This window comes from Mesorhizobium sp. M1396 (genome assembly GCF_040317725.1).
Classification (GTDB): domain Bacteria; phylum Pseudomonadota; class Alphaproteobacteria; order Rhizobiales; family Rhizobiaceae; genus Mesorhizobium.
This window is the reverse complement of record NZ_JAMYLA010000023.1, coordinates 1-13804: the sequence shown is the minus strand read 5'-3', so window position 1 is coordinate 13804 and position 13804 is coordinate 1. Positions and strand designations below refer to the sequence as shown.

Genomic DNA, 13804 nt, shown 5'->3' with positions numbered 1-13804 from the left:
GATCCGAAAGCCAAAGATTCCAGCGGCCGCTGCATCTGCAGCGATGAGGATTTCATTTCCGCCTACAGGCTGAAATACGGCTGTGCCGTTGAACAGCTGAGCAACGGGTCCGCCTAAAAAGATCTGAAGTCTTCGTTACCGCGGACGGCGCGCTGTCAAGCGCTCACCGATGTTTTCGACCACGATCGAGTGCCTGATGAGAGTGCGAGGCGGATACTATGACACGCTCGGCCCGCTGCTTGTCAATGTCAGGCCCAGAACCCACGACAGAGATCCTTGAGCGACGGCTCGCCGTTTAACGTTTTTTGTACTGTTATCTACGTTCGACCATATTCGTCGTCGAAGCGAACGATATCATCCTCGGCGAGATAATCGCCGCTCTGCACTTCAATGATAACCAGGTCAATTCTGCCTGGGTTCTCGAGCCGATGCTTATGGCCGCAGGGGATGTAAGTAGATTCGTTTGTCCCCAGGAACAGCTCCTGCTCGCCATTGACGATTTTGGCGGAGCCGCTGACCACGACCCAGTGCTCCGAACGATGATAGTGCATCTGCAGGCTCAACTGGCGACCGGGCTTCACCTCGATGCGTTTGATCTTGAAGCGCTCGCCTTCCTCCAGAACCGTATAGGTACCCCAGGGCCGGTGTACCGTGCTATGGACCAGATGAGCTTCATGTCCCGAAGCCTTGAGGCCCTCGAAGAGCTTCTTAACGTCCTGAACGCGGTCGCGGGATGTGACAAGCAAAGCGTCCGGGGAATCCACGATCACCAGATCGCTTACGCCCACCGTGCCGATGACGCGCTTGTCGGAGCTCACATAGGTGCCGGTCGTGTCGACCATGTGCACATCGCCGCGTATCCTGTTCCCGCTTTCGTCGGGGGCGATCAAATCGGCCATTGCGTTCCAAGATCCGATGTCGTTCCAATCCATGTCGCAGGGAATCACGGCAAGTCTGTTAGTCTTCTCCATGACAGCGTGGTCGAGCGAGATTCGCGGCGCGGAACCGAAATGCTCAGGCGCGAGTTCGATTTTGGCAAAGCCTTGGCATTGACTGGCGCGGCCGTTCTCATAGCTGTCGGCGACGGCCTGGAGCACCTCGGGACAATGCAAAACCATCTCGTCGAGCATGGTTTGCGCACTGAAGCAGAAGATGCCGGCGTTCCAGAAGAAGCGTTGAGACGCGACATAGGCTTTGGCTGTCTCCAGATCCGGTTTTTCAACGAAACGGACGACGTTCTCACCATCTGCTTCGATGTAGCCGAATGCGGTGTCCGGTCTGGTTGGGGTGACGCCCAATGTGGCGATCCGCCCGAGCTTCGCATGTTCCATGGCCAGGCCCATGACGTCTAGAAACGCAGGCAGGTTGCTAATCAGGTGATCGGCCGGGAAGACGCACAGGATCGCGTCAGGGCCTTGCGTTGCCCTCGCATGGATCGCGGCTGCAGCCACGGCGGCGGCCGTATCCCGAGCTTCGGGCTCGAGCAGAAAGGTGCGTGGCAGGACCACGGAATCCAGTTCGTCAAATTCGTCCTTGGTCAGGAAGAGGTGGTCCCCGGATGTCACAGCGACGAGTTCCACGACACCTTCTATCGAAGCGGCGCGCAGCACAGTCTGCTGAATGAGAGAATATCCATCCGCCACTTTGAGGAAAGGTTTGGGGTGCGATTGCCTTGAGGCGGGCCATAGCCGCGATCCGGCTCCGCCGCTGATGATCACGGGAATGACTTTCATAACCAACCTCAATTTCGTCTCTGGAGTGATCGCCCGCGTTCTTTCGAGCGTCAGCGTCACGATCGCCGTCGCTCTGGCTTGTCTGCGGCCCCCGCGTAACAGCGAAGTTCTGGCGCGTTGCAGGCGGCGTCAGATGACGACGCTATCGGTAATGTACGACGCCTCCACTGGCGTCGGTGAGAAATGCGCATTCAACTATGCCTTTGGTTGCGTCTGCCGAATTGCGCAGGTGGCGGGTCTTAACTGAGATCAGAGACTTGGCTGCCTTCTATCAAAGTCAAACGACTTGGCTCTTTCAGATCGAATTCAATTACCCGTGGTGCGAAAAGGCGTGCATATCGTGTAAAGGCGCTCGTCGGGGGAAACCGAATTACGGTATCGCAGCGCCCGAGAAGATACATCTCAACGAGGGCGGAAATTCCGCCGTCAATCCCGAGTGCTGCAGTGTGTAAGGGGCCACCTTGATTGGATCCGAAGTGCTTCGGGACAGTGAGCAGATCGGGAAACCTGGCCGACAGAAGATCCAGTATCCGCGCGCTGTCCGTGCATAAGAACAGCCGCACAGGCCTGGGGTGCGGTAACGCCTTAGCCTTGTCAATTGCAGCGCACACTTGCCGAACGGCGAGCTCCGGATCGGCCCAGTAGGGCGCATGCTCCATGATGTCTTCACCGTTACCGTGCCGAACATGAATCCCGATGATGCTGTGCCCCTCAAAACATTCCTGATAAATGGCATCTATGCGGGCTTGAATTTCTGGCCGAGGCTTGACACTCTGGAACACCTGCCGCTCTGCATCCTCATCGCACCGCCACATCAGACAAGCGTCACACACTACTGTGTTCGCTTCGACATCGTGTTCGGCCTGAAAGAGCTCGCCCAACTCATCGCGCTCTTGGAAAATCTGCTCATCTGGCCGGTAAAGGCACTCGATCGCCGGCCTGTTCCACCACTCCGGGAAGAATGGACCAGGGAAGGAAACGTCGTTGATCCGGTCGTCGGAAATAGCCGGCACGCCAGCGATGTCATTGATCGGCTGGAAGAACACCGGAAACGCATTTGTGAAGGGTTGGTCGAGGTAGCAGGCCCCCCGCCAGTCGATGACTAGAGTTCGTCCCGACCGCTGCGCGTAGCGCCAAGCGGCCGCCAATGACCACAGACAATCACCGAACCCCGTACGCCTCCGAGAGACGACGAACCGGCGCTTTTCCAATCCACTAACATGCATTTTCGGAAATCTCGTTCAGAGAGGAGGTTGCCCGGTTTGGTATCCTTAGTCGACACGTAGACCCTGACGCGCTTGGCAGAGGCCGGGGCATAGGGCAGAAGAGCTCACTCAGCACTGCCCACTAATCCCGTGACGCTCGCACAGCTTGAAGCCGATGCCCTCGCTTCCGGTTCAGCCTTCTCTACTGGGCCTCCGCGGCATATGTAAAATCTATTGAGTGGATGCCGGCCATCCATGTGTTGGATGCCATGATGAAGGGGCTCGGCTGACGCGGGCCCGGCCAATAGAGCCGAAACAGCCGGGAAACGCTGCGACACTGCCTGCCGGAGCAAATCGTTCCGTCGACGCCATACGCCAAGGGTGCAAGCTGCATACAGCAACCGGTACCGGGCGAGATGAGGTCGACAGCTCGACGCGCCTGGAACCAGCTGATCGACAGAATCTGCAGTCTGCTCCCAAAGTTCTGCACGACCTGTGCCGGATGCTGTGGTGAGGGCTCGCGGCCACGAACTTTGTCCTCGCCCCGAAACGGAAGCTCGCGCCTACGACTCCGGGCCGGCGATGCGCCCCCGCTGCTCGGCCAGACCATCCATTCTGTGGATGCACTTTATCCAAACAATCGATTTCACTGATCCAAACAATTCCCATTAGAAGACGCTGAAGCAAGAAAGAAAGGCGTCCTCACTCACTGATGGATGAGCAAATCAGCTGCAAGGTGCTGGGAGTACATGCGCTCACGGCGTGAGCTGAGCGGCACTCAGACCGCATGTACGAAGCCGACAGGTTAGCGGCGCAACTCTATTTTGCTGTGACTCCAAGCAAGAGGTGTGCTCGGCTGGCGGACTGTCAATGACGAGCTTCGCGCCGCATCTGTCGAAGTGCTCCATAGCGCACGGGGCTGGCCGCACATTGTGTCGGCGTGGCGAGCCGGAGCCGAAACTTTAAACTTTAATAGAGCAGGAATAGAATGGGCGATAGCAGAAAAGTTGCTCTTATTACGGGCATAACTGGACAGGATGGTGCCTATCTTGCCCGTCTTCTTCTCAAAAAAGGCTACATCGTTCATGGGATTAAGCGACGTTCCTCTTCCTTCAACACGGGTCGTATCGAAGACCTCTACCAAGACCCGCACGAATCCGATCCGCGCCTGATCTTGCATTACGGTGACCTCACTGATTCGACTAACCTCATCCGCGTAGTTCAGGAATCTCAGCCAGACGAAATTTACAACTTGGCTGCTCAGAGCCATGTGCAGGTGTCGTTCGAAACACCTGAGTACACAGCAAACGCGGACGGTATCGGTACATTGCGACTTCTTGAGGCGATTCGCCTCCTCGGTCTGACGGACAAGACCCGCTTCTATCAAGCCTCGACTTCGGAGCTATACGGCCTCGTGCAGTCCGTACCGCAGAACGAAACGACGCCCTTTTATCCGCGCAGCCCTTACGCCGCCGCCAAGCTCTACGCCTACTGGATGGTCGTCAATTATCGCGAGGGCTATGGTATGCACGCTTCCAACGGCATTCTTTTTAATCACGAAAGCCCCCTTCGTGGCGAAACTTTTGTGACGCGCAAGATCAGCCGCGCTGCCGCTGCTATCTACCTGGGCAAGCAGGACAAGCTTTATCTCGGCAATCTCGATGCTCAACGCGATTGGGGCCATGCGCGTGAGTACGTGCGAGGTATGTGGATGATGATACAGCAGGATCAACCGGATGATTACGTGCTGGCGACGGGCAAAACGACTCCTGTCCGCCAATTCGTCGAGTGGGCTTTCGAAGATATCGGCGTCGAGATCGAATGGCGTGGCAAGGGTGTCGGCGAAAAGGGCTATGATGTAGCGAGCGGCAGATGCCTAGTCCAAGTGGACCCACGCTACTTCCGCCCCACGGAAGTCGATCTTCTCCTGGGTGACGCTACCAAGGCGAAGGAGAAGCTCGGCTGGGTGCATGAGACATCCGTGCGCGAGCTTGCTGCGGAAATGGTACGCGAAGACCTGAAGGTCATGCAGACATCTGTAGTCATGAAGGAAGCGTAATGTATGATCTGAACGGAAAAACCGTGTGGGTCGCTGGCCACAAAGGTATGGTGGGCAGCGCTGTTGTACGCCGACTCGCGTCTGAAGACTGCAAAGTTGTGGCCGCCCCTCGGGGAGAGCTAGACCTCAAGCGACAGACCGAGGTTGAAAACTTCGTGGCAGTGGTGAAACCGGACGCTATCATTATGGCGGCGGCAAAGGTAGGTGGTATTCTCGCGAACGCCACCTATCCGGTCGACTTTCTTTACGACAATCTGATGATCGAGGCCAATATCTTCGCGGCAGCCCACGAAAACAATGTCGACCGCGTCCTCTTCCTCGGCTCGTCTTGCATCTATCCGAAGATGGCACCACAGCCCATTCCTGAAAGCGCGCTTTTGACCGGGCCACTAGAGCGCACCAACGAATGCTACGCCGTCGCCAAGATCACCGGCATCAAAATGGCTCAAGCCTATCGCCAGCAATATGGCCGCGACTACATCTCCGCTATGCCGACGAATCTCTACGGGCCAGGCGACAATTATGACTTGCACTCAAGCCACGTCATCCCAGCGCTGATCCGGAAAGCGCATGAAGCTAAGCTCATAAGTAATAAGCAAATCACCATCTGGGGCACGGGCACACCACGTCGGGAATTCATGCACGTCGACGACTGCGCCGACGCATTAGTCTTCCTTCTGAAGAACTACTCTGACCATGATCACGTCAATCTCGGCTGCGGACAGGACATCACGATCCTAGAGCTGACCAGAATGATCTGCCGTGTAGTCGGATTTACTGGGGAGATCGCGCATGATCACTCTAGACCTGACGGTACACCGCGAAAGCTGATGAGCGTCGACAAGCTGCGCACTTTGGGATGGGCAGCAAAGATCACTCTCATGGAAGGCATCGAGAGTGTCTATCATGCATTTCTGAACGGGAGCTACACCGAACGGCGATAGATAAGAGGATTTGCTGCGTCTCAGGCCTGTACGCGCTTTCGGGACCCAGAGCTAATGTAGACTGAGACAATCACTCGATGGCGATAGCGCTCATGTGAGCCAGCCGCGAGGAGCCCTGCCGGACCCGGACCCCATCCGCTCCAACCTCGTCGCCGTGAAGGTCACGGTGCGCTGCCCACGCCGACGCCGACTGCGTCAATCCTCACAAGGGTAACCCTCGATAACCGAACGCGTCTACGGTAACCGAATGTACTTCTTGTTCTCGTCCGAGGGATCTGTCGATGGGCATTCCGGACGAGCCAAGGTTTGAGCATGTTACCTCAAAACCCGGTTAGCAACGTCGGATTTGGTATGAAATTCGGAACAAGTGGATTACGGGGCCTGGCGACAGAATTGGCAGGAGCCGCCTCTGCCCTATATGCAACGGCATTCGCGACATTCCTGCTGGAATCCGGCCTGGCCAGAATTGGCGACGAGATACTCATAGGGCGCGACTTTCGCGCCTCGAGTCCGGCCATCGCCGCCGTCTGTGCGGCGGCACTGTCTGCGCTCGGCTTCATCGTAGTCGATTGCGGCGCAGTCCCCACCCCTGCCCTGGCACTGTATGCTCAGGCGCGTAAGAGTGGTTGTTTGATGATCACAGGCTCGCACATTCCGGCCGACCGTAATGGAATAAAATTCTATCGACCCGACGGTGAGATCGACAAGGATGATGAGCGGGAGATAACGCGCATCGCCTTGCAGTTGGAGAAGCGCGGATACGTCCTTGAAGGTGCTGTTGCACGTCGGGAGCACCGGGAGGCCGAATGCAAGGCCTTTTTCATGGCGCGCAATCGAAAGCTTATGGAGATTAATGCTCTAAAGGGCTTAACGGTGGGCGTATATCAGCACAGCACAGTCGCGCGCGATCTCTTGGTTGACATTCTCTCATATCACTGTGCGACGGTCGTAACCCTGGGACGTTCGGAAGATTTCATTCCTGTCGACACTGAAGCGGTCTCGGACGAGACTGCTCAACAGTTCAAGCTCTGGGCCAAAGAGCATCGGCTTGATGCGGTCGTCTCGGCAGATGGCGATGGTGACCGCCCACTGGTAGCTGACGACCACGGAGACCCCCTTCGCGGTGATTTGTTAGGCCTGATTACGGCGAACTTCCTGCAAGCGAAGGCAGTCGTCACGCCGGTCACATCAAACTCTGGTATCGAGACCGCAGGTTCTTTTAAAGTCGTGCGTACCAAGGTTGGATCGCCATTTGTTATTGCTGCCATGCTCGATTTGGTTGCGTCGGGTCACGAGCGCGTGGTTGGTTTCGAAGCAAACGGTGGTTTGTTGACCGGCACGGACTTTGACCCGAACGGAACTAAACTGCCAGCGCTACCTACACGCGACAGTTTTCTCCCCATCCTCGCGGCACTTTCCCTTGTTAATACAAGTGGGCAGCCACTGTCGGAGATTGGCAGTTCCTTTCAATTGCCGGCGGCGGCGGCGGATCGCTTGGAAAATTTTTCCGTCGAAAGCAGCACTCGCCTCATGACATACCTTCGTACAGCGGAAACTAACATCGCCGCCTTCGTCGGGTCGATTGGAGTGGTAAGCAAGGTTAGCGATGTTGACGGACTTCGTATCACTCTCGCGGATAAGCGTGTCTTGCATTTGCGTCCATCCGGAAATGCCCCGGAAATGCGGTGCTACGTCGAAGCCGAAAATCGGGAGGACGCGGAGCTTTTGCTCCGGACTGGATTGGATCGAATTCGTAATTGGGCGCAAGGCTAAATAAAAGCCGCCTCCCTGCGTATTCCCAGGTGACCCTGGGGGTCGCACAAGCTACTCAAGCGCGATCAGAACGTCCACAGTGTCCCGGCCCTGTCCGCTTTGAAGCGAACCGGAACGCCCGTGGAAACAGCCGATCCGTACCAGCCACGGAGCATCCGGTAGCTCATGGTCAAGGCAGCGCCTTCCGGTAGCGAACAGCCGGTCCCGCACTGACCGCCTGCGCCGCATGTACGATGGCGTTGGTGTCCAGGCCGTGGTGACGGTATAGGTCCGCAATAGTCCCCGTCTGGCCGAACTGCTCGACCCCGAGCGCCTTCACGCGATGCCCGTTAACCCCACCGAGCCACGCGAGCGTCGCCGGGTGGCCGTCGATCACGGTGACGATGCCGCAGTCACGCGATAGCGGCGCGAGCAGCCGCTCGATATGACTCAGCGCGCCAATCGCGCCACGCTGCCGGGCACGTTCCGCCGCCTGCCAGCCCGCATTAAGCCGGTCCGCGGAGGTGATCGCGAGCAGCCCGACATCGCGCCGGTCCTCCGCCAGAAGACCCGTCGCGGCAATCGCCTCCGGCGCGACGACGCCTTGATAAGCAATGACGACACTCGCGTTGGGCCCGGGCGGACGCAGCCAATAGGCGCCATTGACGATGTCCCGCGCGAGCGCCGGGTTCATGTCGCGCAGCGGCTGCTCGAGCGGCCGGGTTGACAGGCGAAGATAGACCGATCCTCCGGTCTGATCACGCAGCCACGTCGTCTCATCCGGATCCCCCTCGCCATTACGTTGCATGTAATCGAAGGCAAAGCGATGATCACGGACAGTTCGTCGACGAAGGCCGGTTCGAAGGCGCAAAGCCCATCCTGCGCCATGCCGATCAATGGGGTGCCGATCGACTGGTGTGCTCCGCCCTCGGGCGCCAGCGTCACGCCCGAGGGCGTTGCGACCAGCATGAAGCGCGCATCCTGATAGCAGGCGTAGTTTAGCTGGTCGGCCGATCGGTAGATGAAGGGATCATAGACTGTCCCGATCGGCAGCAGGCGCACGCCATTGATCGAGTGCGAGAGACCGAGCGCCCCGAGCATGATCATCAGGTTCGACTCGGCGATCCCGAGCTCGAGGTGCTGCCCCTTCGGCCCAAATTCCCAGGTAAAGGTCGACGGAATGCGTTCGGCCTTGAAGGTGTCCGCCATGGTCTCCCGGGCGAAAAGGCCGCGCCGGTTGACCCAGCCACCGAGATTGGTCGAGACCGTCACATCGGGCGAGGTGGTGACAATGCGGTCGGCAAGCAGACTGCGCTCGCGTGCGATGTCGTTCAGGATCTGGCCGAACCCCATCTGGGTCGAGAGCGGCTTGCCGGGCTGCCCCGGTGACGGAAGGGTTTCAGGCACCGGCACCGACGGCGCAGACAGCCTCCTACGCCCCTCACTGAAGAACGGCGCCTTTGCGAAGAAGGCGTCAAGTTCCGCTTCCGGCAAGGTGGCGGCCGCCCATTTGTCCCACTCCTCACCCCGCTTTACGCCCATTTGCAGGCGGTAGTCTTCCATCTGCGTGGGCGTCATCTGCCCCGCGTGGTTGTCCTTGTGTCCGGCAAGCGGCAGACGGTAGCCCTTGATGGTGTAACAGATGAAGCAGACGGGACGGTCATGCCTGGACGCCGCCTCGAAGGCTTCGAGGAGGCTCGGCATGTCATGCCCGCCAAGGTTCGTCATCAACGCCTGCAACTCGTCGTCGGAGCGGCGTTCGATCAGAGTGGTGACCGGCCCTTGGTCTCCGATCTCGTCGAGCAGCCGCTTGCGCCAGGCAGCACCCCCTTGGAAGGTCAGCGCCGAATAGAGCTGGTTCGGACAGCGCTCTATCCACTCGAGCAGCTTCTCGCCCCCCGGCTCGGCAAAGGCAGCCTCTTGCAGAGCGCCGTGGCGCAGGACCATCACGTCCCAGCCGAAGTTGCGAAAAATCTGCTCGAAACGCTGCCAGAGGCCCTCCCGGATCACGGCGTCGAGCGACTGGCGATTGTAGTCGACCACCCACCAGCAGTTCCTGAGCCCGTGCTTCCAGCCTTCGATCAGGGCCTCGTAGATGTTGCCCTCATCCATCTCGGCGTCGCCGATCAGGCTGACCATTCGGCCCTCGGCACGCTCCTTCATCCAGCCGTGACCCGAGACGTAGTCCTGCACCAGCGACGAGAACAGCGTCTGAGCAACGCCGAGACCCACCGACCCGGTCGAGAAGTCGACATCGTCGACATCCTTCGTCCGCGAAGGGTAGCTCTGCGCGCCCTTGTAGCCGCGGAAGTTCATGAGCTTTTCGTGGGTCTGGTTGCCCGCCAGATACTGAAGTGCATGGAAGATCGGCGCCGCATGGGGTTTGACCGCCACCCGATCCTGCGGGCGCAGGACCGAACCGTAGAGCGCGGTCATGATGGTACTCAGCGACGCGGACGAGGCCTGATGCCCCCCGACCTTGATCTCATCGCCCTCGCGGACGTGGTTGGCGTGGTGGATCGTCCAGGCTGCGAGCCAGGAGACGCAGCGCTCGATCTCGTTCAGATATTCCAGTTTCCTCGTCATTCAGTTTCCCGCAAATCAGCTGCCGGTCTCACAGGACCCCCGCCCAAATGGTCAAAGATCGAGTTTCAACACACCTGTCGCGCGCGACACGCAGGGGATGAAGCGGTGGCCGCGTGCCTCTTTGGACAGGACGGCATCCCGATGGATCGGCTGTCCCGCCAGCATTGCGCATTCGCAGGTCCCGCACACCCCGTTCTCACACGAGGCCATCAACGGCACACCGGCCGCACGCAAGGCGGCCAGTGCCGTGGTCTCAGCCGAAACCTCAACCACCCTGCCCTCAGCCAGTTCTATGACGAATGGTTCCGGTGGCGCGCCATCAAACTCGGGAGGCTGGAAAGTTTCGAAATGAACAGTACCCTCGGGCCAGTGTTGAGCCGCGCGCCCCACAACCGCCATGAAGCCAGGCGGTCCGCAGTAGTATGTCTGCGCGTCGTCCGAACGGTTCGCCAGCAGCGCGGCGATGTTCTGCCGGGTCTGAGGCTCGTCGTCGAAATGGATCCGCACATTGCCGCCAGGAAGATCGCTCCCGATCGCCGCCAAGAGTGGGGTGAGCGCCCGGCTGCGGGTGAAATAGTGCAACTCGAAGGGCTTGGCCTGCCGGGTGAGCGCGCGCGCCATGGCCAGAATCGGGGTGATCCCGATTCCCCCTGCCAGCAGCAAAGTCGGCCCCTCGCCTGGCTTGAGCGCAAAATGGTTGCGTGGCGCGGAGACAGGCAGTGTGGAGCCGACGGCAATGGTTTCGTGGATCCACGCCGAGCCGCCACGGCCGTCATTCTCGCGCTTCACCGCGATGGTGTAGCGGCCAAGCTCGGTCGGGTCGCCGCAAAGTGAATACTGACGCACCTTCCCTTCAGGCAGATGGACGTCGACGTGAGAACCCGCTTCGAACGCCGGCAGCACAGGTTTGCGTGGGTGTTTCAGGTCGATGACCAGCACGTCGCCCGGCTCCTTGCGGGCGGCGGTCACGGTCAGCTTCATGATGATGCGCGGCGAGGCCATGGCGTTTCACTCGTCGATGGGCAAGATCAGATCACCGGGCCGGATCACGCCCCCGACCTCGATTGTGCAGTTCAGGCCGGAGCGGTTCAGAAGCCCCTCGTAGAGACCCGGAAGCCCGAGCAACTCCTCGATATACTTGCACGGCACATTCATCCGGGCGGCCCTGAGGATCGTTTCCCCGACCCGGAAGCGTTTGCCGACAAGATGGCTAAGCGGAACGCCTCGTGTCGTCAGATTGCGCCGGTGATCTTCGGGTGCGAGCTTGGCCTTGAAGCCCGGAATTCTGGGTTCGCCCTGCGCGATGGCGTCCAAGACTTCAGCTTCGATCAGCGTCACTTCGCGAACGTCAGGACGCGCGGAATAGGTCCCCGTCCCCAGGTAGTAGCGGTCTCCGACAATGCCTTGGCCGGCAATAAACTGCGCCTGCGCCAGCTCCTCCATTTCATAGGAGGCGGCAGGCGCGATATGGACGTGAAGCAGCTTTCCTCGCCAGGTCATCATCGCTCTCGGAAATTCGTCTCGTGCAAACCTGCTGCAAAACTGGCCTGATCAACAGCGCCAGTTGCATGGCATTTTCCCGGTCCAGTTGGCTGTTTGGAAAGAAATACCGGGGCCCTCGGACCGTTTTCAGCGCCAGCTTTCGGCGTCGCCCCGTCTCAGTTGTTCCGCGCCGGCATCGCGTCTTGCACCTGCTTGACAACCTCTCGCAGGACCTCAACGCCCTTCCCGATCTGCCGAATGCTCAAGGCGGCATAGCCCATGACAAGTCCGACGCGATCGGTGCGGCCTTCGTCCGATGGCCGTTCGTAGAGCGGCGAGATCAAGTGTAGCCCCAGGCCAGCGTCGCGGGCGGATTCGACCAAGGCCGTTTCCCGCGATCGTGGCAGGTCATTGAACCAAACCGCGACGTGCAGTCCCGCATCAGCTCCCTGGACAGTGATGCGATCCCCGAAGCTGTGCTGCAAGGCGCCCAACAACGTTTCCCGACGCTCGCCGTTCAGCCTGCGCACACGGCGCACATGGCTTTCGTAGCCGCCGCTCTCGATCAACGATGCCAGCGCTTCCTGTTCAGCGACCGGCGAATGCCGGTCTGCGAATTGTTTGGCGGTTGCGAAGACCTCCTGCAATTCGGGTGGGACGACGAGGTAGCCGATGCGCAGCATTGGCGAGAGCGTCTTGGATATCGTGCCGAGATAGATGACAGCCCCGTGGTCCTCGAGACTGTGCAGCGGAGGGACCGGATTGATGTCGTAGCGATATTCGCTGTCGTAGTCGTCCTCGATCACATAGGCGTTGTTGTGCCGCGCCCATTCCAGAAGCTGATGGCGGCGCGCGATCGGCATGACGCCGCCCAGCGGAAACTGATGCGATGGCGTCACATAAGCCAGTCGTGCTCCGATCCCCGCCAGCAACTCGGTCCTCATCCCGTCTTCGTCGACGATGACCGGGATGGGTGAGGCACCCGTACTGGCAAAGACCTGACGCGCCATCCTGTAGCACGGATCCTCGATGACGAAGCGGTCGGCGGGATCGAGAAGCAGGCGCGCGCACAGATCAAGGCCCTGCTGCGAACCGCTGACGATGATGATCTGGTCGAGGTCGCAGCTCAGGGTCCGGGCGCGCCAGAGATATCCCTGAAGCGCCTGGCGGAGCCGGCGCGAGCCGCGAGGATCGTCATAGGCAAGACGCAGCGGGCGCTGCCCCATCGCCTCGTTCATCGCGCGTTTCCAGACCAATGAAGGGAAATCCGACGGCGCGAGGTCGCCATAGCGGAACTCGACCTTCAGCCCAGTCGGCAGATAATCAGGCCAGGGTGACGTCGCGCGCAGCCGCTCGCCATATGCGGACAGGTGGATCGGGCCGACCCGTTGCGCGTGAGTGCGCCCCGTCCCATGACCCATCAACGAAGACGGAACGCGAGGTCGTGCGCCTTGACGGACTTCGATGAAACCCTCCGCAGCCAGTTGCTCATAGGCGACCGTCACCGTGGTTCGCGAAACGCCGAGGTCATTTGCCAGGGCCCGGGAGGATGGCAACTGACTGCCGGTTTCGTAGACGCCGCCGAGGATTTGCTCGCGAAGGGCTTCGTATATCTGGCGTGCACCCATCGCGTGCGAGCGCGCTGCAGACCCGGCACTTGAAGACTGGACCATCTCTTTCATCGCCAACTGGATATTTCACATTGGCCAGGTTGCCGTCAATCTTTCGGAACCCCAAGAGAGATCGCAGAGGCCGAATGACCAGCTCCCATCAATCCGAAACCGATGCTCCCACGGGGTCGCTCAACCGCACCAGCCCCGGATTTGCCACCCGGGCGATCCATCATGGCTACGATCCGGCCGGCTTTTCCAATGCCGTCCAGCCGCCAGTGTTCCTGACGTCAACCTATGGGTTCGAAAGCGTGGCAGCAAACGATGCCGCCGCCGCCCTTGGTGGACGGCTCTATGCGCGCGAATACAATCCCACGACCGAGATCCTCGAGCAGCGGCTCGCGAATCTGGAAGGAGCCGAGGCGGGGCTGGT

9 protein-coding genes and 1 pseudogene are annotated in these 13804 nt (G+C 59.6%); 4 read left to right on the top strand and 6 right to left on the bottom strand.

The window, feature by feature from the left end:
* Positions 1 to 317 precede the first annotated feature (317 nt).
* Positions 318 to 1733: a mannose-1-phosphate guanylyltransferase/mannose-6-phosphate isomerase gene (locus NKH02_RS16685; protein WP_023766636.1), complete on the bottom strand. Its 1416-nt coding sequence runs from the start codon at positions 1731 to 1733 to the stop codon at positions 318 to 320.
* A 239-nt stretch (positions 1734 to 1972) separates the two neighbouring features.
* Positions 1973 to 2959 (bottom strand): nodulation protein NodZ, encoded by a 987-nt coding sequence (locus NKH02_RS16680; RefSeq protein ID WP_352553813.1) that lies wholly within the window; start codon positions 2957 to 2959, stop codon positions 1973 to 1975.
* A 967-nt stretch (positions 2960 to 3926) separates the two neighbouring features.
* On the opposite strand from NKH02_RS16680, the gene gmd reads away from it, so the two are divergent.
* The 3 genes from gmd to NKH02_RS16665 all read left to right on the top strand — a co-directional run bounded on the left by gmd (position 3927) and on the right by NKH02_RS16665 (position 7714).
* On the top strand, positions 3927 to 4997 hold the full coding sequence (gene gmd / locus NKH02_RS16675) for a GDP-mannose 4,6-dehydratase (RefSeq protein ID WP_023692482.1): 1071 nt from the start codon (positions 3927 to 3929) through the stop codon (positions 4995 to 4997).
* The gene (gene fcl, locus NKH02_RS16670) at positions 4997 to 5941 is read left to right on the top strand and encodes a GDP-L-fucose synthase (RefSeq protein ID WP_352880118.1); all 945 of its coding nucleotides are present in this window, start codon (positions 4997 to 4999) and stop codon (positions 5939 to 5941) included. Before gmd ends, fcl begins: the two co-directional genes overlap by 1 nt.
* Before the next feature lie 351 nt (positions 5942 to 6292).
* Positions 6293 to 7714, top strand: coding sequence for a phosphomannomutase (locus tag NKH02_RS16665; RefSeq protein ID WP_352880116.1), 1422 nt, complete (start codon positions 6293 to 6295; stop codon positions 7712 to 7714).
* A 169-nt stretch (positions 7715 to 7883) separates the two neighbouring features.
* Here the strand turns inward: NKH02_RS16665 and NKH02_RS16660 are convergent.
* The 4 genes and pseudogenes from NKH02_RS16660 to pdxR form a co-directional block, all read right to left on the bottom strand.
* Positions 7884 to 10279 (bottom strand): annotated as a pseudogene (locus NKH02_RS16660) (transketolase).
* 51 nt (positions 10280 to 10330) lie between these two features.
* Positions 10331 to 11281: a PDR/VanB family oxidoreductase gene (locus NKH02_RS16655; RefSeq protein WP_023697831.1), complete on the bottom strand. Its 951-nt coding sequence runs from the start codon at positions 11279 to 11281 to the stop codon at positions 10331 to 10333.
* 6 nt (positions 11282 to 11287) lie between these two features.
* Complete coding sequence (locus NKH02_RS16650; protein WP_352546090.1) at positions 11288 to 11779, bottom strand: MOSC domain-containing protein; 492 nt, start codon at positions 11777 to 11779, stop codon at positions 11288 to 11290.
* 158 nt (positions 11780 to 11937) lie between these two features.
* Positions 11938 to 13434, bottom strand: coding sequence for a MocR-like pyridoxine biosynthesis transcription factor PdxR (gene pdxR, locus NKH02_RS16645; RefSeq protein WP_502913821.1), 1497 nt, complete (start codon positions 13432 to 13434; stop codon positions 11938 to 11940).
* Positions 13435 to 13517: 83 nt separating this feature from the next.
* Here pdxR and NKH02_RS16640 point away from each other — a divergent pair.
* Positions 13518 to 13804, top strand: a 287-nt coding sequence (locus NKH02_RS16640) for a PLP-dependent transferase (protein ID WP_352880112.1), incomplete at its 3' end; no start/stop codon positions are given.